Origin of the sequence: Verrucosispora sp. WMMA2044 (genome assembly GCF_027497155.1) — a bacterium.
Taxonomy (GTDB): Bacteria; Actinomycetota; Actinomycetes; order Mycobacteriales; family Micromonosporaceae; genus Micromonospora; species Micromonospora palythoicola.
This window is the reverse complement of record NZ_CP114913.1, coordinates 4,988,111-5,012,682: the sequence shown is the minus strand read 5'-3', so window position 1 is coordinate 5,012,682 and position 24,572 is coordinate 4,988,111. Positions and strand designations below refer to the sequence as shown.

The following is a 24,572-nucleotide window of genomic DNA, read 5'->3' as shown; positions in this document are numbered from 1 at the left end:
GGGTGAGCATGGTCATATCCGCTGCGGCTCGGTCAGCTAATTAGTTAGGCTAACTATCGTGACGGAGCGGACGGTGACGGCTCAGAGCATGCCACCGGCGCAACTGGCCCTCCAGTTGCGTGATGCGATCACCCGGTTGAACCGGCGGGTCCGCCAGGCCCGGCCGGTTGGTGACCTCACGGTCACCCAACTGTCCGCGCTCACCAGCCTTCGGCTGGCGGGCGCGCTCACGCCGCGGGAACTCGCCGACGTCGAACGGGTGCAGCCACCGACGATGACGAAGATCGTCGCGAAGCTGGAGGAGCGCGGCCTGGTGCAGCGCACCCCGCATCCGACCGACGGCCGGCAGGTCATCCTCGCGACGACCGAGGGGGGCCGGGCCGTGCTCGACCAGTTCGAGCGGGTCCGGGACGAGTGGCTGGCCCGCCGGCTGGCCGAGCTGAGTGACACCGATCGGGAGACCCTGCACCGGGCCGCGGAGATCCTGCAACGAATCTCCCGCGCCTGACGCCGCGCACACCGGGTGTGCGCCCCGCGCCGTGCCGTCCGTCGTTGACGACGCGTACGACCGCGAGGAGGCGCACCAAGAGTGCAGGCAAGACTGAGCACGATGTTCCAGTCCCTACAGGTCCGCAACTACCGGCTCTTCGCATTCGGGCAACTGGTCAAGCTGATCGGTGTCTGGATGATGTTCATCGCCCAGGACTGGCTGGTCCTCGAGCTTTCCGGCGACTCGGCCACCGCCCTCGGCGTGGTCGTCGCCCTCCAGTTCACGCCCGTGCTGCTGCTCACCCTGCTCTCCGGGCGGCTCGCCGACCGGTACGACAAGCGGATGCTCCTCTTCGTCGCCAACGCGTTCTGGACCGTGCTGTCGCTGGCCATGAGCGTGCTGGTGCTGACCGACCTGGTCCAGCTCTGGCACGTCTTCGTCTTCGCCGCCCTGCTCGGCGTCGCCAACGCGATGGAGACCCCGGTACGCCAGGCGTTCGTCTCCGAGCTGGTCGGCACGGCGCTGCTGCCCAACGCGCTCTCCCTCAACGCGGCCGTGTTCAACTCGGCCCGGATCGTCGGTCCGGCCGTGGCCGGCCTGGCCATCGCCGCCTTCGACGTCGGTCCGGTCTTCCTCGTCACCGCGCTCAGCTCGATCGCGCCGCTGGTCACGGTGATCCGGATGCGGTCGACCGAACTGCACCGGGAGCCGCTGCCGGCGCGTGGCGAGCGGGCCGCGGCGACCGTGCTCGACGGGCTGCGCTACGTCGCCCGCCGTCCCGACCTGCTGCTCCCGATGGTGGTGATGTCGGTGATCGGGATGTCGCTGTTCAACTTCCAGCTGACACTGGCGGCTCTGGCCAAGACGGTCTTCAACACCGGGGCGGCCTCGTTCGGCCTGTTCAGCACCACGCTCGCGGCCGGCGCGCTGGTCGGTGCGCTGGCCGGAACCGGGCGGCGCAGCCGCCCCTCGGTGTGGCTGGTGCTGGGCGCCGCGATCGGCTGCGCCACCTTCGGCACGCTCGTCGGGCTGGCCCCGGCGTACTGGATGGTGGTCGCCCTGTTGCCGCCGACCGGCTTCTTCATGGTCTATTTCGCCCAGGCGGCGAATCAGCGGGTGCAACTCGGCACCGACGCCGCCTTCCGCGGACGGGTGATGGCGCTGTGGGTGCTGGTGTTCCTCGGCACCAACCCGGTCGGCGCCCCGATCATCGGCTGGGTCGCGGAGACCTTCGGCGCCGGTGCCAGCATCTGGGCCGGTGGCCTGCTCTCGCTGACCACCGCGCTGCTGGCGCTGGCCTGGCAGCTACGCCGGGCCGGTGCCCGACTGCGGTTCCGCGTCCTGCCGCTGCCGCGCTTCTACGTCACCGAGATGTGACGAGTTCCTATGGCCGGCCGCGCCCGCTGCCCGGTCGGTCCAACACTGGGATGTCACCGGCGGTTGGACAGCGCATCGCCGCACGCGTGGAATGCGGAAAATCGGTTACCTGACGCTGTGCCACGGCATAGCTTCGATGGGTGGAGATCCTACGCCTAATGTTGCTGGCCGTGGCGCTGGCCGCCGTGGTCTTCGTGCCGGTGCTGATCGCGCTCGTCATCTGCGCCGACGAGGTCGTCGACCGGTTGACCTGCCGGTACGGCGAGTGGCGGCAGCGGCGCCGCGAACGACGTCTGATCGCCCGGCTGAACGAGGCCGCCGACGCCGTCGCGGTCGCCGACCGGATCGACCTCGGCGCGCTCGACCGGCTGGACCGGCGGCCGCTGGAACAGATCGCCGCCGACCTGCGGTGCCTGCGCCGGGACCGGGCCGGCGGCAGCAGACCGGCCGTGTGGCACAGTGAGGTGCTCGACGCGTACGACGATCGGCTCCGGCTGGCCTGCCGGGCGTTGGGCATCACCGAGCATCTCGCCGAGTTGACCGGCCTGGACCGCCAGATCGAGCGGGTACGGGTCGAGGCCGAGTTGGACGCCGCCGGCCTACTGCTGCCGGCCACCCGCCCCGAGCAACCCGAGCGGAACCACTGACTGCCATCCTGTGACAGGTGCGGCTCTTCATCGCGATCTACCCACCGGCCGAGGCCATCGCGCACCTGAGCACCCGGTTGGCCGGGTTACGCCTGGCGGCGGCCTCGGCCGCCGGCACGAACGTCCGGCTGGTCGACCCGACGAAGGCCCATCTCACGCTCGCCTTCGTCGGCGAGGTCGATCCCGCGCGACTGGCCGAGTTGCGGCAGGTCCTCTCACGCACCGTGGCGGCTGCTCGCGGCGGTGCCGCGGCGCAGGCGCCCGGCGGGTGTGACGGCTCGCCGGTGCTGCGGCTGGGCGGCGGTGGTCGATTCGGCTGGGGCCGAAGCACGGTGCTCTGGGTCGACGTACGCGGCGATGTCGCCCGCCTGGGAGCGCTGGCCGGCGCCGTACGCGCCGGACTGACCGCGGCCGGGTTCCCCGGCGACGAGAAGCCGTTCCGACCGCACCTGACCATCGCCCGTCCGGGTGACCGGGTGCCGCACGCCGACATCGAGGCGGACCTGGCCGCACTCGACAGCTACCTCGGCCCGCCCTGGCCGGCCAGGGAACTGATGCTTGTGCAGAGCCGGCCCGGGCCCTCGTCGAGCTACCACCAACTCGCCACCTGGCCCCTCTGAGATCCGTCAGGGGCTACGGGCACAGGGCCCGCGGGTCAGGAGGACTCGCGGGCCGCAGGGCCGGTGCCGAAGAGGACGTCGTCCCAGCTGGGCAGCCGCTTGCGCGGCTTGCCGCCGGCCTCGCCGGACTCGGTGGCACCAGCGGCCGGCGCGTTGGTCCGGCGCGGACGCAGCACCGCCAACGAGGGCACGGCCGGCACCTCCTTGGGCGCGTCCGCGTCGTCGTCGAACGCCGAGCCCTGACCGCCACCGAGCAGCGCCGCGGCGCCCCCGCCAACCGCCCGCTGGCGTTGCGTGTCCGGACCGCCCGCGAGCGCGGCCGGTGTGCGCGGTTCGAGCCCACGGCCCGTGGTCGAACCGAGTGGCCGGTCGAGGGAGGCGAGCAGCGCGTCGCGGCCGGCGCGGATCGGGTCACGACCCGCGCGACCCGACTCGGCGGGCGAGGGCAGCCCGTGTCCACCGCGACTCGGCTCGCCACGCGACGGGCCGGGCAGGGCGTGGCCGCCCCGCTCCGGTGCCGGCTCCTGGCCCAGGATCGGCGTCGGGCGCTCGGCGCACAGGTATTGCGCCATGTCGTCGTGCGGGGCGACCGACTGCCGGGTCTTGTCCAGATCCCAGACCGCCTGAGCGGTGGCCTTGCCGGACGGCCAGGTCGCGACGATCCGCCAGGTGCCGTCGTCGCGACGCCAGGCGTCCCAGGAGATCTTCTCGGTGTCGATCCCGTGTTGGGCGAGCCGACCGTTGACCACCTCGGCCAGCGGCGTCGGTTTCTCGGCACCCTTGAGCCGGGTGCGCCGGGCGTGCTGGGCGAGCATCGCGCGCTCCTGGAGCACCGGCCCGGCGTAGCGGAGCACCCGATCGACAGGGACGCCGGCGATCCGGGCGACGTCCTCAGCGGACTCACCGGAGCGGATCCGGGCCTGGATGTCCCGAGGAGACAGCGAAGGCACCGGGTCGGCGGCGGCCGGTGCCACCGCGAGCGTGGGCGTACCCGGCTCGGCGTGCAGCGCTCCGGCGATACGCTCGTCCAACGGCAGGGCGAGCAGCCGCCCGACCTCGTCGGCGAGCACCAGGGCCTGGCCGTCCTCGGAGAGGGCGACGAAGCGTACTGGGCGCATCGCGTTGCCTCCGTCCCGCTTCGCTGGCCGTACGCCACGAGCCGGCCACCCGGGGCGTTGCGCTCCACGGTACGCCCATCCGTCCCCGGGCGGGAGACGCCACGCCCGGACAAGCGGCGGATCCGCCTGCTCCGCCGCTGTGTGACGGGTCAGCTGTCGACGGCGGACAGTGCCGTGGTACCCGGTCCGAAGTGGTGCCGGGAGCAGGCGTGTGCCGGAGGCCTACCGAGGCATCCCACGGCGCGGGCCCGGCACCCGATCGGGTGCCGGGCCCGTGACGAGACCGGGTCGGCGGTCCTACAGCCGCTCGACGACGTAGTCGATGGACGCGGTGAGCGCCTCGACGTCGGCCGGCTCGACAGCCGGGAAGAGCGCCACCCGCAGCTGGTTGCGGCCCAGCTTGCGGTACGGCTCGGTGTCGACGATGCCGTTGGCGCGCAGCGCCTTGGCGATCGCCCCGGCATCCACCCCGTCGGCGAAGTCGATGGTGGCGACCACGTTGGAGCGCAGTGCCGGGTCGGTGACGAACGGCGTGGCGACGGACGAGCGCTCGGCCCAGCCGTACACGATCGCGGCGCTCTCGGCGGTGCGCTTGGCCGCCCAGGCCAGACCACCCTGGGAGTTCATCCAGTCGGTCTGCTCCGCAGCCAGGAAGATGGTCGCCAGCGCCGGAGTGTTGTAGGTCTGCTCCAGCCGCGAGTTGTCGATCGCGGTGACCAGGTCGAGGAACGCCGGAATGTACCGCCCGGAGGCCTTGACCTCGGCGGCCCGCTCAAGCGCGGCCGGTGACATCAGGGCCAGCCAGAGCCCGCCGTCGGAGCCGAAGCACTTCTGCGGGGCGAAGTAGTAGACGTCGGTCTCGCCCACGTTGACCTCCAGCCCACCGGCACCGGAGGTGGCGTCGACCAGCAGCAGGGAGCCGGGGTCCGCGCCGGCCACCCGGCCGATCGGCACCGCCACGCCGGTCGAGGTCTCGTTGTGCGGGGTGGCGTAGACGTCCACGCCCGCCTCGGCGACCAGGGCCGGGGCGCTGCCCGCGTCGGACTTGCGGACCGTCGGCTCACCGAGGAACGGCGCGTCCTTGACGGCCTTGGCGAACTTGGCACCGAACTCGCCGAAGCTGGCGAACTGCGCGCGGTCGCGGATCAGGCCGAACGCGGCGACCTCCCAGAATGCGGTGGTGCCACCGTTGCCGATGATCACCTCGTAGCCCTCGGGGAGGGAGAAGAACTGGGCGATGCCGGAGCGCAACCGGGCCACCTGGTCGCGGACGGTCTTCTGCCGGTGCGAGGTGCCCAGGTAGCTGGTGGTCACCTCGGCGAGCGCGGAGACCGCCGCCGGACGGACCTTGGACGGCCCGCAGCCGAATCGGCCGTCGGCGGGCTTGATCTCGTCGGGAATCCGGATGGTCGGTGCGTCAGCCACGGTTTTCAAGATCCTTCCGCATGGGTCGGGGCCCGGGTGAGCAGAATGGGCGTGGACCGACGGCGGACGCGTGCGCGGTCGCACGGCGTTGCCGGGTCGGAGCCCGTCCGGCAGCGCTGCCGGACTTCATCCTCCCACCCGTCGCCGCCGGTCCGGGCGCTGGTCCCACCCTGAACGCTGAGGCGTCCGCCACAGCCCGTCGCCCACGGCCCGTCGCCCAAGGCCCGTCGCCCAAGGCCCGTCGCCCACGGCCTGTCGGCGCCCGCCTGCGGACCGTCCTTCCCGTCGGCCGCCCGGCCGACCGGCCGTTACCGGCGGCCTGCCGAGGCCCGAACAGTCGGACAGGGCCCCTCCACCATCCGGCGGAGAGGCCCTGTCGCGGCAGATCAGACGTCGTGCGGGACGGCGTCCCAACCGTCGACCTCGTGCGGCTTGCGGGTGCCGGGGCCGACGTAGCGGGCCGAGGGACGGACCAGCCGCTGGAGCTTCTTCTGCTCCAGGATGTGTGCACTCCAACCGCCCATCCGGGCGCAGGTGAACATGGAGGTGAACATGTGCGCCGGTACCTCGGCGAAGTCGAGCACCACGGCGGACCAGAACTCGACATTCGTGGCGAGCACCCGGTCCGGCCGGCGGGCCTGCAACTCGGCGAGGGCCGCCTTCTCCAGGGCCTCGGCGACCTCGAAGCGCGGGGCACCCAGCTCTCGGGCGGTGCGGCGGAGCACCCGGGCGCGTGGATCCTCGGCCCGGTAGACCCGGTGGCCGAAGCCCATCAGCCGCTCGCCCCGGTCGAGCACGCCCTTGACGTAGCCCTCCGCGTCGCCGCTGCGCTCGACCGCCTCCAGCATGGTCAGCACCCGCGACGGCGCACCGCCGTGCAACGGGCCGGAGAGCGCGCCGATGCCCGAGGAGATGCAGGCGGCGGCGTCGGCCCCGGTGGAGGCGACGATCCGGGCGGTGAAGGTGGAGGCGTTCAGGCCGTGCTCGGCGGCCGAGATGAAGTAGGCGTCGACGGCCTTGACGTGCCGGGGGTCGGGCTCCCCGCGCCACCGCTTCATGAAGCGCTCGACGACCGTCTCCGCCTTGTCGATCTCCTTCTGCGGGACCGCCGGCAGGCCGAGGCCGCGAGCCGACTGGGCGACGAAGGAGAGTGCGGTGACCGAAACCCGGGCGAGGTCCTCGCGGGCCTGCTCGTCGGAGATGTCCAGCATCTGCTGCAAACCCCAGTAGGGGGCGAGCATGGCGACGGCGGACTGCACGTCGACCCGGATGTCGCCGGAGTGCACCGGCACCGGGAACGGCTCGGCCGGCGGCAGGCCCGGGCCGAAGCGGCCGTCGACAAGCAGCGCCCAGACGTTGCCGAAGGAGACCTGGCCGATCAGGTCCTCGATGTCGACCCCGCGATAGCGCAGCGCACCGCCCTCGCGGTCGGGCTCGGCGATCTCGGTTTCGAAGGCTACGACGCCCTCAAGTCCGGGTTTGAAGTCGGCCATCTCACTACTCCTGGTGTGTGGTCGGTGCGCCCGCCCGGGCTCGGTGCCCCGGCCCCGGCCGGGTGAGCGCCTTAGGCGACCCTCAGGGATGTGTTCGTGACATCTTGCCTGCTGGGGACCGGGTGCGCGAGACGCTGTCAATGTGCTGCTGGCGACATCCCGCTTGCCGGTCCCCGTCCGGCATCGATAAGACTGGGCCGGACGGGCTGGTCGCCGGGCGCGTACCGGCCCCACGGGGGAGGAGCGGGAGCGTGATGGGGGACACACCGGTGCCGGCCGGGATGCGGCACGAGTACGCCGCCGAATCCGGCCTGACGGAGAGCGGACTGGCCGCCGACTGGCACGCCCAGTTCGACAGGTGGTTCGCCGACGCGGTCGCCGCCGAGCTGCCGGAGCCGAACGCCATGGTGTTCGGCACCGCCGACGCCGCCGGGCGGCCGAGCGCCCGGACGGTGCTGCTCAAGGGGTACGACCCGGAGGGTTTCGTGCTGTTCACCAACTACGGTTCCCGCAAGGGCGCCGAGGTGGCCGCCAACCCGTACGCCAGCCTGCTGTTCCCCTGGTTCCCGATGCAGCGGCAGGTGATCGTCGCCGGCCCGGTGGAACGACTCGACCGGGCCGAGACGGAGGCGTACTTCGCCAGCCGGCCGCGTGGCTCGCAGCTCGGCGCCTGGGCCAGCGCCCAGTCGTCGGTGCTGCCGGACCGGGCCGCCCTCGATGACGCCTACCGGGCCGCGGCGGAGCGCTTCGCCGACGTGGACCCGATCCCCGCGCCGCCGCACTGGGGTGGGCTGCGGGTGCTTCCCGACTCGGTCGAGTTCTGGCAGGGCCGGGCCAGCCGGCTGCACGACCGGCTGCGGTTCCGCCGTACCGACGCGGGCTGGGTCGTGGAGCGGCTGGCCCCGTGACAGTTGCCAGCACCGACCGGCCGCGCGAGCAGCGCCGCTGGGCGATCGATCTACGCCCGCTGCGGGTGCCGGCGTACCGGCGGCTCTGGCTCGGCAACGCCATCGCGATGTTCGGTTTCCAGTTCACCGCCGTCGCGGTGCCGGTGGAGATGTACGCGCTCACCGAGGACTCCCTCTGGGTCGGTCTGCTCGGCGTCGCCGCCTTCGTACCGCTGCTGGTCTTCGGGCTCTGGGGTGGCGCGGTCGCCGACGCCATCGACCGGCGGCGGGTGCTGTTGGGCGGCTCCGTCCTGCTCTGGGTGGCCGTGCTGGGGCTGCTGGCCCAGGCGCTGCTCGGCGTCGGCAGCCCGATCCTGCTGCTGGCCCTGGTGGCGCTGAGTTCGGTGGCGTTCGCGATCTCCGGGCCGGCCCGGGGTGCGCTCGTGGCCCGGCTGGTACCGGCCGAACTGGTGCCGGCGGCCACCACGTTGAACTTCACCACCGCCATGGCCACCGCGGTCCTCGGGCCGCTGGCCGCCGGCCTGATCCTGGCGATCTGGGATCTCGGGGTGGCGCTGCCGGTCGCGTACGCGGTGGACGCGACGCTGCTCGTCGCGCTGGTCTGGGCGGCACTGCGGCTGCCGGCCATGCCGCCGGAGCTCGACCCCGACGGCGGGCGCCGGCAGGCGGGGCTGCGCAGCATCGTCGACGGGGTCCGGTACCTGGCCGGCAGTCCGGTGTTGCTGCTCTCCTTCGCCATCGACCTGATCGCGATGGTGTTCGCCTTCCCGCGGGCCCTCTTTCCCGAGGTGGCGACCGAGCGGTTCGGTGGCGGTGCGGCGGTGGGCTGGCTGTACAGCTCCATCGCGATCGGCTCGCTGCTCGCCGGCCTGGTCTCGGGTTGGATCGGCCAGGTCCGTCGGCAGGGGCTGGTGCTGGTGCTCGCCGTGGTGGGCTGGGGTGTCGCGGTGGCGCTGGCCGGGTTGGCCGGCCAGCTCTGGCTGGTGGTCGTCCTGCTGGTGCTGGCCGGGGCCGCCGACCTGGTCAGCTCGGTGGTACGGCAGTCGCTGCTGTTGGTCTACGCGCCGGACCGGATGCGCGGCCGGCTCCAGGGCGTCAACACCGTGGTGGTGGCCGGCGGTCCGCGCCTGGGCGACCTGCGGGCCGGTGCGATGGCGGCCGGCTTCGGCAGCGGGGTGGCCTGGGTCGGTGGCGGTGTCGCGGCGGCGGTGCTCGCGGTGCTGCTCGCCGTGGCGTTCCCGGCGCTGACCCGCTACCGGCCGCCGATCGGAGCCGAGGGGAACGAGCCCGACGCCGGCCGCCGACCGCGGCGAGCGGACAACGGCGTCGGCGGCTAGGGTCTGGCGACATGGACAGCCGCGATCCGCTTCCCCTCTCGGGAGCCCAGTGGAGCATCTCCGCCGCCGGTCACGAGGCGGTCATCGTCGAGGTGGGCGGCGGGCTCCGCGCCTACCGCCAGGACGGGGTCGAGCACCTCGACGGGTACGCCACCGACGAGGTGTGCCCGGGCTCGGCGGGGCAGGTGCTGGCACCCTGGCCGAACCGGATCCGCGACGGCGTCTACACCTTCGGCGGCCAGTCACGGCAGCTGAACCTGACCGAGCCGGAGCGGCACAACGCCATCCACGGCCTGGTGAACTGGGCGTCGTGGCACCTGATCGAGCAGAAACCCGACGAGGTCACGGTCGGCTACGACCTGCTGCCGCAGCCCGGATACCCGTGGCCGCTGCGGCTGCGTACCAGGTGGAGCGTGGGCGCCGACGGGCTGCGTGCCGAGCACGAGGTCACGAACGTCGGCACCGAGGCGGTGCCTTTCGGCTTCTCCGTGCACCCGTACCTGCGACTGCCGGGGGTGTCCGTGGAGGACATCGCCCTGCGCGTACCCGGCCGTACCCGGCTGCTGCTGGACGGTCGGCTGCTGCCGGTCGGCGCGGCCGTGGTGGCCGGCACCGAGTACGACTACACCGAGCCGCGGCGCATCGGTGACGCGGTCCTGGACCTCGCCTTCGGGCAGGTGAACCGGGACGACGACGGAGGCTCCTCGGTGACGCTGACCGGGCCGGGCGCCTCGGCCGGGCTGCGGATCTGGGCCGACGACCAGTTCGGCTGGTGGCAGGTCTTCACCGGTGACACCCTCACCGGCGAGCGGTTCCGCCGGTCGGTGGCGGTGGAGCCGATGACCTGCCCGCCGGACGCGTTCCGGTCGGGTCGGGATCTCATCACCCTGGCACCGGGCGACACCTGGCGCGGCAGCTGGGGCATCCGGCCCGGTGTCTGACGTCCGGTCGTCGACCGGGCGGGCAAGTGAGGAGTACGGCGTGGAGTTCGCGGAGGTGGTCCGGCGGCGCCGGATGGTGCGCAACTACGACCCGGACCGGCCGGTCCCGCCGGAGGTGCTGGAACGGCTGCTGGAGCACGCGGTGCGCGCCCCGTCGGCCGGGTTCTCGCAGGGCTGGGGCTTCCTGGTGCTGGAGTCGCCGGAGGACCGGGAGCGGTTCTGGGCGGCCAGCACCCCGGAGGGCGGCGGGATGCAGCGCTGGCTGACCGGGATGCGGCGGGCCCCGCTGATCGTGGTGCCGCACGCCAACCGCTCGGTCTACCTGGAGCGGTACGCGGAGCCCGACAAGGGCTGGGCGGACCGGTCGACGGATCGTTGGCCGGTGCCCTACTGGTTCGTCGACACCGGCTTCGCCGCGTTGCTGATGATGCTCACCGCCGTGGACGAGGGGCTGGGTTCCTGTTTCTTCGGCATTCCACCGCAGCGACTGGAGTCCTATCGGGAGGCGTTCGGTGTGCCGGAGGCGTACCACCCGATCGGTGCCCTCACTGTCGGTTATCGAGCGGCCGACCACCGGTCACCGTCGCTGCGTCGCGGACGCCGTCCGGTGGACGAGGTCGTTCGGCGGGGGCGGTGGAGCTGACCCGAACCGGTGGTTTCGTCCGGTTGAGAACCGGACGACCGGTCGCGAAACTGGCATCAGGGAACAGAACGTGGGGTGCGGGGTCCGGCTACGCTGGCACGGTCATCGGCGCCGCAGGTCGCGGCGCCGTACCGCGACCCGGCCCGGTGTCGTGGTACCGGCCCGGCCGGGGGAGGGGAGCGTCCGTCGTGATCTTCAGAGCGGTCCGGGACGGGCGTCCCTATCCGGAACACAACCTGACTCTGAAGCAGTGGGCGGAGATTCCGCCCCGCCCACTGCGCCTGGACCAGCTCATCACCACCAAGCGCGAGCTGGCGTTGGACAAGCTCCTCGCCGAGGACTCCACCTTCTACGGTGACCTGTTTCCGCACGTCGTGCAGTGGAACGGCGGTCTCTACCTGGAGGACGGCCTGCACCGGGCACTGCGTGCCGCGCTGCAACAGCGCAACCAGATCCACGCCCGGGTGCTCGTGCTCGCCGAGGCGGTCGAGTGACCCCCGTCGACCTGCTCGACCTGGACGGGTCGTTGACCGAGGAGGAGCGTTCGATCCGCGCCGTCGTGCGCCGGGTGGTCGACGATCTGGTCCGTCCGCACGTCGCCGGCTGGTACGAGGCCGGCCAGGTGCCGGCCCGCGAACTGGCCCGCGAGTTCGGCAAGCTCGGCCTGCTCGGCATGCACCTGACCGGGTACGGCTGCGCCGGCTCGACGGCCGTCGCGTACGGGTTGGCCTGTCTGGAACTGGAGGCCGGTGACTCGGGTGTCCGGTCGCTGGTCTCGGTGCAGGGTTCGCTGGCCATGTACGCGATCTGGCGCTACGGCAGCGAGGAGCACAAGCAGCGCTGGCTGCCGGCGATGGCGGCCGGCGAGGCGATCGGCTCGTTCGGGCTGACCGAGCCCGATCACGGCTCCGACCCGGCCTCGATGGCCACCCGGGCGCGCCGCGACGGCGACGACTGGGTGCTCGACGGCAGCAAGATGTGGATCACGAACGCACCGATCGCCGACGTGGCGGTGATCTGGGCACGCACCGACGAGGGCGTCCGGGGTTTCGTCGTACCGATGGACACGGCGGGGGTGACGGCGCGGGAGATCACCCGGAAGATGTCGCTGCGCGCCTCGTCGACCGGGGAGATCTCCCTCGACGGCGTGCGGCTGCCGGCGGACGCGCGGCTGCCCGACGCGACCGGATTGAAGGCGCCGCTGAGCTGCCTGACCGAGGCCCGGCACGGCATCGTCTGGGGCGCGCTCGGCGCGGCCCGCGACTGCCTGGAGACCGCCCTGACGTACGCGACGACCCGCACCCAGTTCGGTCGGCCGCTGGCCGGTTTCCAGCTCACCCAGGCGAAGCTCGCCGACATGGCGGTCGAGTGGAACAAGGGCTACCTGCTGGCGCTTCAGCTCGGCCGGCTGGCCGACGGCGGAAGACTGCGCCCGGAACAGGTGAGCGTCGGCAAGCTGAACAACGTACGGGAGGCGTTGGCGATCGCCCGGCAGTGCCGGACCATCCTCGGCGCCAACGGGGTCTCCGGGGACTATCCGGTGATGCGGCACGCCAACAATCTGGAGAGCGTGCTGACCTACGAGGGCACCTCGGAGATCCATCAGCTGGTGGTCGGGCAGCGGCTCACCGGCGTCTCGGCGTTCACCTGAACCTGGCCCGTTCATCTGACGGGCTCGGCGAGCGGCTGTCGTAGGTTGGGCTTACCGTCATCACCAGAGACGGCGTCTGACGAGGACGGTGAGGGCGATGGCACGCGACGGCGACATCAACGAGCCCACCAGCAGGTTTACCGACCACCGGTCGGGCGATGTGCTCACGGACGACGCGGACACACCACCGCCTGCTCCGCGCTCGGGCGGCGGAGCGGTCCGCGCCCTGCTCTGGGTGCTCGGCGCCGCTGCGCTCGCGGTGGTGGTGCTGCTCGGCGTGCAGACCACCGGGCTCCTGCCCGAGTTCCGCAACCCGTTCGCCAAGGAACAGACCGACCGCACGCAGCCCGCGCTGCTGGAGTCGATGCAGGACCTCAGCCGCTACGTGGCCGCCGAGGGCAACTTCCAGGTCGTGGTCGACCTGCAGAACGACCGGCGCAACGTGCCGGACTGGCTGCTCAACCAGCGGACCTTGTTCGTCGGGTCGGGCAGCGTCGAGGCGTACGTCGACTTCACCACCCTCACCGAGGGGGCGATCGTGCAGTCGGCCGACGGCAAGTCGGTCGAGATCAAGCTGCCGGCGCCGCAACTCGCCGAGACCAACCTCGACCTGGAGAAGAGCTACGTCTTCGCGGAGGAACGCGGCCTGCTCAACCGCGTCGGTGACCTGATCCGCGGTGACCCGAACCGGCAGCAGGAGGTCTACCGGCTGGCCGAGGACCGGATCACCGCGGCCGCCCGGGACAGCGGCCTGAACGCCCGCGCCGAGGAGAACACCCGCAAGATGCTGGAGGGGCTGCTCCGCTCGCTCGGCTTCGAACAGGTCACCGTCACCTACATCGCCCCCTGACCACCCCACCCCCCGCCGTGCGCCGCCAGGCGGCAGCAACTTCAGGGTTGTTGTCGCCTGCCGCGCGCCGGATACAGCAACAACCCTGAAGTTGCGCTCTCGGCGGCGGTGGGCGGGGTGTGTGGGTGGGGGTCAGTGGCTGGTGGCCAGGTGGCGGTCCTCGTTGGGCATGATGATCCAGAGCGCCAGGTAGACGATCACCTGGGTGCCCGGGAGCAGTAGCGACAGCAGGAACAGCAGCCGGATCATCCCGGCCGACGTGCCGAAGCGCCGGGCCAGGCCGGCGCAGACACCAGCGAGCATGCGCCCCTGGCGGGGCCGGACGAGTTTGCGGCTCATTCGTGTCACTTCCCCTCTGCGGCGTTCCGCCGCTGCTGGAATCAACGCTAGAGACGGATGGCCGCCCCGCCCTCGGTCGGGAGGAGGAAGGCCACCCCGCTGACCCGTAGGTGCTTACCCGCGTGGGTTCCGGACGACGCCTACCGCCCGGAATCAGGGCAACTGCGACGCCGAGGGAGGACAACTGCGACGCCAAGGGGAGAGATGTTCTTCGGCGGTGACGGTCGCGGCGAACCGTCCGCGCCATCCCGGGGGTGATTCGTCTGCGCCGTCAGCTCGACAGCGCACTCGCACGTCGGTCACGGTCGCGGACCAGATAGTAGGCTCGCTGGTCGGACGCCCTCACCCGGGCGTCACCAGGGCCGGACCGTACCGGAGACCGGCCACGACCGGGTCGGCTTCGCAGTACGGAGCCGACCACGACCGGCCGCTGACCGGTAACCCCGGCGACGGCGAGAAGGCACAGTAATGATCAGCGTGTTCGACCTGTTCAGTGTGGGTATCGGGCCGTCCAGCTCACACACGGTGGGGCCGATGCGGGCGGCGCGTACCTTCGTCGCCGGACTCAAGGCCGACGGTCTGCTCACCGACACCGCCCGGGTACGGGCCGAGCTGTTCGGTTCCCTCGGCGCCACCGGGCACGGGCACGGCAGCGACCGGGCGGTGCTGCTCGGCCTCGCGGGCGAGGCGCCCGAGACGGTCGACACGGACAGCGTCGAGGGGCGGGTCGGCCGGATCCGGGCGGAGCACCGGCTGCCCCTGCTGGGTACGCACGAAATCGACTTTGACCCAGAACGGGACCTGACGCTGCACCGTCGCCGGTCGTTGCCGTACCACCCGAACGGGATGATCTTCTCGGCGTACGATGCGGGCGGGGCCGAGGTGCGGACGCGTACCTACTACTCGGTGGGTGGCGGGTTCGTGGTGGACGAGGCGGCGGCCGGGGCGGACCGGATCAAGCCGGACAGCACGCCGGTCCGGTACCCGTTCCTCACCGGCGCGGAGCTGCTCGACGTGACCGCCACGACCGGGCTGTCCATCAGCGAGATCATGCTCGCCAACGAGGTGTCCCGACGGGCCGAGGCGGACGTCCGGGCCGGGTTGCTGGACATCTGGCGGGTGATGCGGGAGTGCGTCGAGCGCGGCTGCACCCGCGACGGCACCCTGCCCGGTGGCCTGAAGGTGCGCCGTCGCGCCGCCGAACTCCGTCGCAGCCTGGAGGCCGACGCCACCGCCCCGACCGCGGCTGCGCTCGCCGACCCGTTGCACGTGATGGACTGGGTGACGCTGTTCGCGCTGGCGGTGAACGAGGAGAACGCGGCCGGTGGTCGGGTGGTGACCGCGCCGACCAACGGGGCGGCCGGGATCATTCCGGCGGTGCTGCACTACTACACGCGGTTCGTGCCGGGTGCCTCCGACGAGGGGGTGGTGCGGTTCCTGCTGGCGGCCGGTGCCATCGGGGTGCTGTTCAAGGAGAACGCGTCGATCTCCGGCGCGGAGGTGGGTTGCCAGGGCGAGGTCGGTTCGGCCTGCTCGATGGCCGCCGCCGGCCTGGCCGAGGCGCTGGGCGGCACGCCGGCCCAGGTGGAGAACGCCGCCGAGATCGGCATGGAGCACAACCTGGGTCTGACCTGCGACCCGGTCGGTGGCCTGGTGCAGATCCCGTGCATCGAGCGCAACGCGGTGGCTAGCATCAAGGCGATCACCGCCGCCCGGCTCGCGCTGCGCGGGGACGGCGTGCACGCCGTCTCGCTCGACAAGGTCATCAAGACCATGCGGGAGACCGGTGCCGACATGAAAATCAAGTACAAGGAGACGGCGCGCGGTGGCCTGGCCGTCAACGTGATCGAGTGCTGAGTGCTCGTCGGGCGGCGTTCACCGGCTGCTAACCTGTCGTCCGTTCAGCAGGCGGGAGGCGGCGGTGACCTCTGGCGTCGGGGCGTTGTGGTCGCACCGCGGCTCGCTGCGCATCCTGGTCCGGCGCGACCTCGCGGTGAAGTACCAGCAGTCGGTGCTGGGCTACCTCTGGTCGTTGATCGAGCCGCTGGGCATGGGCGCGATCTACTGGTTCGTCTTCGGCGTGCTCTACTCCCGCGACACCAACCGGCATCTCGGCGAGGCCGCCGGGTCGTACCCGCTGTTCCTGATCACCGGGATCTTCGCCTGGATGTGGACCAGCTCGGCGTTGAGTGAGGCCACCCACGCGCTCACCGGCCAGGCCCGGCTGATCACCACGATGAACGTGCCCCGGCAGGTCTTCCCGGTCGGCCGGGTCGCCGGCCGCTTCGCCGAGTACGCCGCCGGCCTGCCGATCCTCGTCGCCATCGCGGTCTGGTACGCGGCACAGGGCCGGATCGAACCGGGTTGGTCGCTGCTCGCCCTGCCGCTCGCGGTGCTGGTGCAGGCGATCCTGCTGATCGGGCTGGCGTTGCTGCTGTCCGCGTTCAACGTGCTGATGCGCGACGTGGAGCGGTTCATGCGCCTGGTCATCCGGGTGCTCTTCTACGCCACGCCGATCATCTACCCGCTGAGCCTGGTCCGCGACTCCGGCCTGCCGGGCTGGCTCCGGGTGAGCTACGAACTCAACCCCCTGGTCGGCATCTTCCAACTGCACCACGCGGTGTGGTACCCGGACGAGTTCCCGGATGCCCGGTTGCTCGCCACCACCATCGGTACCAGCCTGCTGCTGCTCGTGGCCGGCTGGTGGGCGTTCCGCCGGCTCGAACCCGCCGTGCTCAAGGAACTCTGATGGGTGGGCCGATCATCGAGGCGGAGGGCCTCGGCATCCGGTTCGTCCGCAACCGCCGCCGGCAGCTGCGGCTGCGGGAGCTGTTCATCCACCGGGGTACGAGGGGTGCCTCCGACGGCCGGTTCTGGCCGCTGCGCGACGTCTCCTTCTCGGTCACGCCGGGGGAGACCGTCGGGGTGATCGGTCGCAACGGCACCGGCAAGAGCACCCTGCTACGGCTGATCGCCGGGGTGCTGATCCCCGACGAAGGTCGCATCCGGGTCGACGGCGACGTCGCGCCGCTGCTCGAACTCTCCGCCGGCTTCTCCAACGACCTGACCGGGCGGGAGAACCTCTACCTGGTGGGCGGCCTGCACGGGCTGTCGTCGGGCTACCTGAAACGGCACTTCGACGAGATCGTCTCGTTCGCTGGTGAGCAGGTGGAACGCGCCATCGACACCTCGGTGCGGCACTACTCGTCCGGCATGAAGGTGCGGCTCGGGTTCGCGATCATCTCGCACCTGCCGCACCCGATCCTGCTGATGGACGAGGTGACGGCGGTCGGCGACGCCGAGTTCCGCAAGAAGTGCTACACGACCATCGATCGTCTGCTCGGGGAGGGGCGCACTCTGGTGCTGGTGTCACACAACGAAAAGGATCTGACCCGGTTCTGCCGTCGGGGGCTCTTCCTCGACGCGGGCCGGCTGAGCGTCGACGGCACGATCGCCGAGGCGCTGGCCGCGTACCACGACGCGGTTCCGCGGTGACCCTCGCGATCGTGCTCGCCGCCGGATCACCGGCCGCGAGCCTGTCGACGGAGACCGGCGAGACGATTGGCGACCGGCTGGCCGACCAGTGGCACCGGGCCGGCGCGAGCGAGGTACGGGTGGTTGCCGACCTTGACGAACTGGCCGATCTGGCGGGCTCGGCCGACGGTCCGGTGGTGGTCAGCGGGGTCGACCTGATCGCGCACACGGCCGTGCTGCGGCACCTGTTGACCAGCCCGGTCGGGCCGACCGTGGCCCTGGTGCTCACCGATCCGCCCACCGAGGGTCGCACGGTGCTGCGCGAGGAGCGCGGCCAGGTGGTCGAGGCGGGCCGCCCCGAGCAGTTGGCGGGCGGCGCGGCCACCGGCACCTTCGGTGGCGCGGTGCGGGTGGGTCGGGAGAACGTGTCGGCGCTGGTGGCCGCCGCCCGTGCGGTCGCCGCCGGTCGGCTACCGGCCGGAGTCGTCCCGGTAGACCTGTTCGAGTCGACCCGGCCGGTCGAGCGGCCGGACGCGGCGGCCGGGCCCGCCGTGGACCGGCTCTTCGCCGCCCTCACCGGGCAGGGTGCGCTGGTCTTCGCGCACCGGGTACGCCTGCTCGTCGCGCACCGGGTCGACGAGGCCACCGGCCTGAGCCGGGCGGAGGCGGCGGTGGCCGCGGTCGACGAGGACCGGGCCGAGCTGCGGCTGTCGGTGAAGGAGAAGGACGACTTCGTCACCACCTACTTCGTCAGCACCTGGTCGCCGTACGTCACCAAGGCCTGCGCCCGGTTGGGGTTGAGCCCGACGGCGGTGACCATGGTGTCGGTGGCTTTCGCGGTGGCCGCGGCGGCGCTGTTCGCCGCCGGTGGCCGGCCGCTGCTGGTGGTCGGTGCGGTGCTGCTCTACCTCGGCTTCGTGCTGGACTGCGTGGACGGTCAGCTGGCGCGGTACACCCGCAACTTCAGCGCCTGGGGCGGCTGGCTGGACACGATGGCCGACCGGGCGAAGGAGTACCTCGTCTACGCGGGGCTCGGCCTCGGCGCGACCCAGGCCGGGTTCCGGTACGGCTGGGCCCTCGCGATCGCCGCGATGACCATGCAGACCGTGCGGCACATGACCGACGCGTGGTACGGCGTGTTACACGACGAGGCGGCGCGCCGGCCGAAGAGCGTCGGCGGCGGGGGCGGGGGCATCGGTGACCGGCTGAACGCGGCGTCGACCCGGGTGCAGGCGGACACCGGCTCGGTGTCGTACTGGCTCAAGCGCACGGTGGTCTTCCCGATCGGGGAACGGTGGGCGTTGATCTCGCTGGCCGTGGCGCTGTTCGACCAGCGGATCGCGCTGTTGGCGGTGCTGACCTGGGGGGCGCTGGCGTTCGCGTACACCGGTGGGCTGCGTACGCTGCGGGCCCGCTGGATGTGGGTGCCGGTGCTGGACACGCTGGACGCGACCCTGCACCGCGACGACGGTCCGCTGGCCGCCCGGCTACCGGTGCTGCGGCGACCGGGGCCGCTGGCGCTCGCGGTGGTGGCGGCGCTCGGTGCGGCGATCCTGCTCCTGCTCGGGCTGGTGCTCCGCCTGCCGGCGGTGTCGTGGGTCGCGGTGCCGGTGGCGCTGCTGGTGCTGCTGGCCGGCGCGGCCGGGGCGCGGGCGGCCCACAACGGGCCGCTGGACTGGCTGGTGCCGGCGGCGCTGCGGGCGGCCGAGTTCCTGTTCGCCATCGCGGTCGGGCTGATCGGCGGAGCACCCCTCTGGCTGATCTTCGGGTACCTCTTCGTGCTCACCCTGCACCACTACGATCTGGTCGCCCGGCTGGAGAAACGGCAACCGGCACCGCCGCTGCACGCGGCCACCCTGGGCTGGGAGGGGCGATCGGTGGTGCTGGCAGTGGCGACGATCGCCGGAATCGTGAGTATTGGTCTGACTACACTCGGTTCTTACCTTCTGGTGCTCTTCGTGGCGAGCGTGGTGCTGGCCTGGTTCGTCCGGCCGGCCCGGGCCACACGGGTGCCGGCGGGTGCCGGAGGTCGCGCGACGCACTGAGGAGGAGCCGGGACGATGACGCTTGTCAGCTTCGTCGTCCCGGCCTATCGGGTGCAGGGCTACCTGCGGGAATGCCTGGACTCGATCCTCGCCCAACCGGTCGCCGACATCGAGGTGATCGGGATCGACGACTGCTCGCCCGACGGCAGCGGCGACATCCTCGCCGAGTACGCCGAGCGCGACGAGCGGGTGACCGCCGTACGACTGGAGCGCAACGTCGGGCTGGGACCGGCGCGTAACGTCGGGTTGGACCGGGCCACCGGCGAGTACCTCTGGTTCGTCGACGGCGACGACTGGCTGACGGCGGACTGCCTGGTCGAGGTGGCCGCCCGACTGCGCGAGACCCGGCCGGACGTGCTGCTGGTCGACCACGTACGCGCACACTGGGACGACACGGTGACCCGCAGCGCGATGGCCGAGGTCTTCCCCGTACCGCCGGGGCCGGCGACGTTCCGGCTGGTCGAGCGGCCGGAGACGGTGAAACTGCTGCACACCGCGTGGAATCGGCTGGTCCGCCGGCAGTTCCTGACCGACGTGGGGCTGCGCTTCGCACCCGGCTGGTACGAGGACGTCTCGTTCAGCTATCCGGTGCTGCTGGCCGCCGACCGGATCGGCGTGCTGGACCAGGTCTGCCTGAACTACCGGCAGCGGCGGGCGGGGGCGATCACGAGAACCCGCGGCGAGCGTCACTTCGACGTGTTCGAGCAGTGGCACCGGGTGTTCCGGGAACTCGACCGGTTCGGTGCCGAGCAGCTGCGGCCGGCGATCTTCGAGCGGATGATGTGGCACTACCTGGTGGTGCTCGGCAACGGCGACCGGATCGGGCCGGAGCTGCGGCCGACCTTCTTCGCCCGGGTCGCCATCGAGCACGCCCGGTTCCGACCGCTCGACGGGCACCGGGTGCCGAGCGGGGTCGAAGGGCTCAAGCACCGGCTGGTGGCGGCCGGTCAGTGGCGTACGTTCAGCGCGTTGCGAGCCGCGAGCCGGGCGGGGGAAGCCGCCCGCCGGCTGGCCGGCCGGACCCGCCGACGGGTGCTGCCACCAGCCCGGCTCGGCGTGCGGCGGGCCCGTGACGCGGCGCTGCGCCAGTACCAGCGGGCCGAGCGGCGCCGGCCGGTCGAGGACAACCTGGCCGTCTATGCCGCCTACTGGTACCGCGGCTACGCCTGCAATCCCGCCGCGATCTACGAAGCGGCCCGCCGGCTGGCACCGCAGGTCCGCGGCGTGTGGATCGTCCGGCGGGACCGAGTGCACACCCTGCCCGAGGGGGTGGAGTACGTGGTCGCGGGCACGCCCGCGTACCACCGGACGCTGGCGCGGGCCCGATGGCTGATAAACAACGTCAACTTCCCGGACTCGGTACGCAAGCGACCCGGCACGGTGCACGTGCAGACCCACCACGGCACCCCGGTCAAGGTGATGGGGCTGGACCAGCAGCGCTATCCGCTGGGCGCGGGCGGGATGGACTTCGCCGGCCTGCTGCGCCGGGTGGACCGGTGGGACTACAGCGTCACCTCGAACAGCTTCTCCACCCAGATGTGGGAACGCGCCTATCCGGCCGGGTACACCACACTGGAGGTGGGCTACCCGCGCAACGACCGGCTGGTCACCGCGACCGCCGAGGAGGTGCTGCGGCTGCGCGCGGAGTTCGACGCCGGCCTCGGTGAGCAGGTCGTGTTGTACGCGCCCACCCACCGGGAGCATCTGCCCCGGTACCGGCCGCCGTTCGACCCGGAGCGCTTCCTGGACGCGCTCGGCCCCGCCGGCCTGCTGCTGATGCGCAGTCACTACTTCCAGGACCGGAACCGGCAACGACCGCCTGCGGCGGCCCGTGGTCGCGTCCTGGACGTCAGTGCCCATCCCCGGGTCGAGGACCTGTACCTCGCCGCCGACGTGCTGGTCACCGACTACTCGTCGGCGATGTTCGACTACGCCGTCCTGGACCGGCCGATCGTCCTCTACGCGCCCGACTGGGACGCCTACCGGTTGACCCGGGGCGTCTACCTGGACATCGTCGCTGAGCCGCCCGGACCGGTGGCCCGGACCTTCACCGAGCTGCTCGACGTGTTCCGCTCGGGTGCGCTGCGCGCACCCGACGCCGAGCGGGCCCGGGCCCGCTTCCGGGAGCGGTTCTGCGCCCTGGAGGACGGGCGCGCCGCCGAGCGGGTGGTGCGCCGGGTGTTCCTCGGGGAGAACCCGGCCTGAGTTGGAAGTTCCGCACAATCGCCGCTAATCGATGGAACGTAATAGGTCTGTCACGATTCAAACATGGCACGTTTACCCGATGTGCCATCCGCATGATCCTGGCCACAGTCATTCGGGATTCCGTGGACGAGGTGGGGAGGAGACGGTGACCACCGTCGCACTCAAGGACGTCACGAAGGTTTTCCGCGACGGCACGGTCGCGGTCGACAGCATCAACCTGGACGTGAAGGACGGTGAGTTCATGGTGCTGCTCGGGCCGTCCGGCTGTGGGAAGTCGACGGTGCTGCGGATGGTCGCGGGCCTGGAGGACCCGACCTCCGGCGCGGTGATGCTCAACGGGGAACTGGCCAACGACCTGCCGCCCCGGGAGCGGAAGATCGCCATGGTCTTCCAGGACTTCGCGCTCTACCCGCACATGAGCGTCAACGACAACATCGCCTTCCCGCTCAAGCTGGCCGGGGTCGAGCCGACCCCGCGCGGCGAGCGGGTCACCGACGTGGCCAGCGCACTGGGCATCGGTGACGTGCTGGCCCGACGTCCCAGCCAGCTTTCCGGTGGCCAGCGGCAGCGGGTCGCGATGGGCCGGGCGATCGTCCGCCGGCCGGGGCTGTTCCTGATGGACGAGCCGCTGTCCAACCTGGACAGCGGGTTGCGCGCGGAGCTGCGGGCGGAGATCTCCGGGCTGACCCGCGAGCTGGGGGTCACCACCGTCTACGTGACGCACGACCAGGCCGAGGCGCTGACCATGGCCGACCGCGTCGCCATCATGCGCAAGGGTGTGCTCCAGGACGTGGGCACCCCGACCCAGGTGTACGGCCGGCCGGCGACCCTCTACGTGGCCGCGTTCCTGGGCAGCCCCCGGATGAACCTGCTGGAGGCGTCGGTCTACGTCCACCTCGATCGTTACGTCACCCTGACGCTCGGGGAACAGGCGCTCTACCTGCCCTGGGACGACATCCGCAGTCGGGCCGTGGCGCACTACCACGGCGAGCGGATCGTGGTCGGGATGCGAGCCGAGGCGCTCACCCCGGTCGCCCCGGACACCCCCGGTGACGTGCTCCAGGGTCGGATCCGCTACCTGGAACACCACGGCCACGAGTCGCTCGCCTTCCTCGACATCGGCGCGACCGCCATCATGGTGGACGACATCGGCGCCCCGGGGGACGCGGACGCGCCGCCCGGCCAGCGCGGCCTGCGCCGGTTCGGCCAGGTGATGCAGCGGATCACCGGCCGGGCCAGCGAGTCGACGACACCAGCGACCAACGGCACCCGGACCAGCGTGCTGCACGACCCGGGCCGGCACCACCGCCGCCCGGCCGAACTCGCGGTCCGGCTCGCCCCGTACCCTGCCGTCACCGCCGGCCACCCGCTCGCGGTCCAGGTACGCATGGACGCCCTGCACTTCTTCGACGAGCGCGGCGACCGCATCGACGTCGGCTGGCGCTGACCCCTGCCACGGTTCGCTCCTTGCCTGACGAAGTTACTGGCGGGTAGCTTGGCGGCATGACTATCGACTCGCGGCAGGTGGCGGCCGGCATGCTCGAGGCGGTGCCCTTCGCCCGTACGCTCGGCTTCGAATTCGTCGAGGTGGCCCCGGAGGCGGAGGGTTCGGTCCGGGCGGTGGTCCGGCTGCCCGACTCGCCGGCCACCCACAACCACATCGGTGGCCCGCACGCCGGGGCCATGTTCACCCTCGGGGAGACCGCCTCCGGTGCGGTGGTGCTCGCCGCCTTCGGTCACCTGCTCGACCGGGCCACGCCGCTGGCGGTGCGGGCGGAGATCGCGTACCGCAAGCTCGCCCTGGGCCCGGTGCGGGCGACGGCGCGGCTCGGCCGCGCGCCGGCCGAGGTGGTCGCGGAACTGGAGGCCGGCGAGCGACCCGAGTTTCCGGTACGCGTGGAGATCGCCACCGAGGAGGGCAAGCCGACCTCGGAGATGACCGTCATCTGGACCCTGCGCCCGAACTGACCCCCAAGCTGGCCCGACATGCGGCATGTCGGGCCCTGCTGTCCCGAGGATGGCCCGACATGCCGCAAGCTGGGGCCTGCCCGCGCCGAGACCGTCGAGGGTCGTCGATGTTGCCGGATGGGGCCCAAGCGTGTTGGAATGACTCATATCGCCGCAGCGCGGGGGCAAACGCGCTGAGCACGGCCAGCACGGGAGCAACCCAGTGCCGGTTGCGCATCGCTCGGGCACCTGCCTGCGCGCCGCTCACCTGGGCCAACTTCACCGGTCACACCTACCCGGGCACGGTGGTCCACCGGTCGTATCACCGGCTGCTGTCTTCGCGTCGACCGAGATGGTCGAGCGTCGACGCGCCGGAGGCGTCCCAGCGGTCCGCAACGCACAGAACCGGCGACGAGGTGAGAAGCGATCATGATTTCCCGGGAGAGTTTCGCAAGGTGGTTCCGGCACCGCTACGTGTGGGCGGCGGCGATCCTGCTGGTGGTGTCGACAGGTGCCGTCGTGCTGGTCAACTCGGCCACGTCGAAATCGGAGCCGCCGGACCTGCACGGGCAGATCACGAACTGGATGCGTACCACGCTGGAGGAGGCGGACCCGGAGCAGCACAACCACGCCGGGCACGACATCCAGCAGGTGACGAACGGGGAAGAGACCAAGCCCGCGGTGATCTGCGGAGTGCACGTCTACGGCTACGAGCCGGCCGAGGTCACCGTGCTCGCCGACGTTCGGACGGTCTACGGCTTCCACCTCTGCGGGGTCGCCGAGCAGGGGCGCCCGTGGGACTGGGCGGTCAAACTGGCCGGCCCGGTGATCATCGACATGTCCACCGAACCCGCCGACATCCAGGTGGTCGAGGCGACCGAGGACACCAGGTTCATCGACCGGCTGCGGCAGATGTTCCCGGCCAAGTACGCGGAGCTGGCGGAGAAGGAGGCGCTGGAGCCGTCCGAGATGGCCGATCTACGCCGCCGGTACGACTCCGCGGCCGGACTCTGATCAACCCCGGGGCCGCGCCGGTATCAGCGGAAGTGTGTTTGCCGGTCC

The 24,572-nt window shown here is 71.8% G+C and carries 23 protein-coding genes; 19 read left to right on the top strand and 4 right to left on the bottom strand.

The window, feature by feature from the left end; all coding sequences use genetic code 11:
• Positions 1 to 58: 58 nt before the first annotated feature.
• From O3597_RS22750 to thpR, 4 genes are all read left to right on the top strand, one after another.
• The gene (locus O3597_RS22750; RefSeq protein WP_216592721.1) at positions 59 to 508 is read left to right on the top strand and encodes a MarR family transcriptional regulator; all 450 of its coding nucleotides are present in this window, start codon (positions 59 to 61) and stop codon (positions 506 to 508) included.
• Positions 509 to 589: 81 nt separating this feature from the next.
• Positions 590 to 1,867 carry an MFS transporter gene (locus tag O3597_RS22745; protein WP_164446408.1) on the top strand — a complete coding sequence of 426 codons (1,278 nt, stop codon included), beginning with the start codon at positions 590 to 592 and terminating at the stop codon, positions 1,865 to 1,867.
• 140 nt (positions 1,868 to 2,007) lie between these two features.
• Positions 2,008 to 2,514 carry a hypothetical protein gene (locus tag O3597_RS22740; RefSeq protein ID WP_281602343.1) on the top strand — a complete coding sequence of 169 codons (507 nt, stop codon included), beginning with the start codon at positions 2,008 to 2,010 and terminating at the stop codon, positions 2,512 to 2,514.
• 17 nt (positions 2,515 to 2,531) lie between these two features.
• On the top strand, positions 2,532 to 3,134 hold the full coding sequence (gene thpR / locus O3597_RS22735; RefSeq protein WP_281602342.1) for an RNA 2',3'-cyclic phosphodiesterase: 603 nt from the start codon (positions 2,532 to 2,534) through the stop codon (positions 3,132 to 3,134).
• Positions 3,135 to 3,169: 35 nt separating this feature from the next.
• Here thpR and sepH read toward each other — a convergent pair whose 3' ends face one another.
• The 3 genes from sepH to O3597_RS22720 all read right to left on the bottom strand — a co-directional run bounded on the left by sepH (position 3,170) and on the right by O3597_RS22720 (position 7,170).
• Positions 3,170 to 4,252: a septation protein SepH gene (gene sepH, locus O3597_RS22730; protein WP_269740177.1), complete on the bottom strand. Its 1,083-nt coding sequence runs from the start codon at positions 4,250 to 4,252 to the stop codon at positions 3,170 to 3,172.
• Positions 4,253 to 4,549: 297 nt separating this feature from the next.
• Positions 4,550 to 5,677 (bottom strand): phosphoserine transaminase, encoded by a 1,128-nt coding sequence (serC, locus tag O3597_RS22725; RefSeq protein WP_269740176.1) that lies wholly within the window; start codon positions 5,675 to 5,677, stop codon positions 4,550 to 4,552.
• 386 nt (positions 5,678 to 6,063) lie between these two features.
• Positions 6,064 to 7,170 carry a citrate synthase 2 gene (locus O3597_RS22720; RefSeq protein ID WP_164446404.1) on the bottom strand — a complete coding sequence of 369 codons (1,107 nt, stop codon included), beginning with the start codon at positions 7,168 to 7,170 and terminating at the stop codon, positions 6,064 to 6,066.
• A 254-nt stretch (positions 7,171 to 7,424) separates the two neighbouring features.
• Between O3597_RS22720 and pdxH the strand changes: the two genes are divergently transcribed.
• The 7 genes from pdxH to O3597_RS22685 all read left to right on the top strand — a co-directional run bounded on the left by pdxH (position 7,425) and on the right by O3597_RS22685 (position 13,500).
• A complete protein-coding gene (gene pdxH / locus O3597_RS22715; RefSeq protein WP_281602341.1) occupies positions 7,425 to 8,078 on the top strand; it encodes a pyridoxamine 5'-phosphate oxidase in 654 nt (217 codons plus the stop codon).
• Positions 8,075 to 9,415 (top strand): MFS transporter, encoded by a 1,341-nt coding sequence (locus O3597_RS22710; RefSeq protein ID WP_281602340.1) that lies wholly within the window; start codon positions 8,075 to 8,077, stop codon positions 9,413 to 9,415. The genes pdxH and O3597_RS22710 overlap by 4 nt, the downstream gene beginning before the upstream one ends.
• An 11-nt stretch (positions 9,416 to 9,426) precedes the next feature.
• Positions 9,427 to 10,356 carry an aldose 1-epimerase family protein gene (locus tag O3597_RS22705; protein WP_281602339.1) on the top strand — a complete coding sequence of 310 codons (930 nt, stop codon included), beginning with the start codon at positions 9,427 to 9,429 and terminating at the stop codon, positions 10,354 to 10,356.
• 40 nt (positions 10,357 to 10,396) lie between these two features.
• On the top strand, positions 10,397 to 10,999 hold the full coding sequence (locus O3597_RS22700; RefSeq protein ID WP_281602338.1) for a nitroreductase family protein: 603 nt from the start codon (positions 10,397 to 10,399) through the stop codon (positions 10,997 to 10,999).
• A 188-nt stretch (positions 11,000 to 11,187) separates the two neighbouring features.
• A complete protein-coding gene (locus tag O3597_RS22695) occupies positions 11,188 to 11,493 on the top strand; it encodes a type II toxin-antitoxin system VapB family antitoxin (RefSeq protein WP_111214238.1) in 306 nt (101 codons plus the stop codon).
• Positions 11,490 to 12,650, top strand: coding sequence for an acyl-CoA dehydrogenase family protein (locus O3597_RS22690; protein ID WP_281602337.1), 1,161 nt, complete (start codon positions 11,490 to 11,492; stop codon positions 12,648 to 12,650). Before O3597_RS22695 ends, O3597_RS22690 begins: the two co-directional genes overlap by 4 nt.
• 97 nt (positions 12,651 to 12,747) lie before the next feature.
• Complete coding sequence (locus O3597_RS22685) at positions 12,748 to 13,500, top strand: DUF4230 domain-containing protein (protein WP_281602336.1); 753 nt, start codon at positions 12,748 to 12,750, stop codon at positions 13,498 to 13,500.
• A gap of 132 nt (positions 13,501 to 13,632) precedes the next feature.
• Here the strand turns inward: O3597_RS22685 and O3597_RS22680 are convergent, their stop codons facing one another.
• Positions 13,633 to 13,839 carry a PspC domain-containing protein gene (locus O3597_RS22680; protein ID WP_164446398.1) on the bottom strand — a complete coding sequence of 69 codons (207 nt, stop codon included), beginning with the start codon at positions 13,837 to 13,839 and terminating at the stop codon, positions 13,633 to 13,635.
• A 468-nt stretch (positions 13,840 to 14,307) separates the two neighbouring features.
• Between O3597_RS22680 and O3597_RS22675 the strand changes: the two genes are divergently transcribed.
• The 8 genes from O3597_RS22675 (at position 14,308) to O3597_RS22640 (ending at position 24,524) form a co-directional block, all read left to right on the top strand.
• The gene (locus O3597_RS22675; protein ID WP_281602335.1) at positions 14,308 to 15,696 is read left to right on the top strand and encodes an L-serine ammonia-lyase; all 1,389 of its coding nucleotides are present in this window, start codon (positions 14,308 to 14,310) and stop codon (positions 15,694 to 15,696) included.
• Positions 15,697 to 15,760: 64 nt separating this feature from the next.
• A complete protein-coding gene (locus tag O3597_RS22670) occupies positions 15,761 to 16,588 on the top strand; it encodes an ABC transporter permease (RefSeq protein ID WP_281602334.1) in 828 nt (275 codons plus the stop codon).
• Positions 16,588 to 17,334, top strand: a complete 747-nt coding sequence (locus tag O3597_RS22665; RefSeq protein ID WP_164446395.1) for an ABC transporter ATP-binding protein — start codon at positions 16,588 to 16,590, stop codon at positions 17,332 to 17,334. The genes O3597_RS22670 and O3597_RS22665 overlap by 1 nt, the downstream gene beginning before the upstream one ends.
• A 41-nt stretch (positions 17,335 to 17,375) precedes the next feature.
• A complete protein-coding gene (locus O3597_RS22660) occupies positions 17,376 to 19,358 on the top strand; it encodes a DUF5941 domain-containing protein (protein WP_281604616.1) in 1,983 nt (660 codons plus the stop codon).
• A 15-nt stretch (positions 19,359 to 19,373) separates the two neighbouring features.
• Positions 19,374 to 21,563 (top strand): bifunctional glycosyltransferase family 2 protein/CDP-glycerol:glycerophosphate glycerophosphotransferase, encoded by a 2,190-nt coding sequence (locus tag O3597_RS22655; protein WP_281602333.1) that lies wholly within the window; start codon positions 19,374 to 19,376, stop codon positions 21,561 to 21,563.
• A gap of 145 nt (positions 21,564 to 21,708) precedes the next feature.
• Positions 21,709 to 23,010, top strand: a complete 1,302-nt coding sequence (locus O3597_RS22650; protein ID WP_164446392.1) for an ABC transporter ATP-binding protein — start codon at positions 21,709 to 21,711, stop codon at positions 23,008 to 23,010.
• A gap of 56 nt (positions 23,011 to 23,066) precedes the next feature.
• Positions 23,067 to 23,531 (top strand): DUF4442 domain-containing protein, encoded by a 465-nt coding sequence (locus O3597_RS22645; protein WP_164446391.1) that lies wholly within the window; start codon positions 23,067 to 23,069, stop codon positions 23,529 to 23,531.
• A 408-nt stretch (positions 23,532 to 23,939) separates the two neighbouring features.
• Positions 23,940 to 24,524 carry a hypothetical protein gene (locus O3597_RS22640; RefSeq protein ID WP_281602332.1) on the top strand — a complete coding sequence of 195 codons (585 nt, stop codon included), beginning with the start codon at positions 23,940 to 23,942 and terminating at the stop codon, positions 24,522 to 24,524.
• The last annotated feature ends 48 nt before the right edge of the window (positions 24,525 to 24,572 follow it).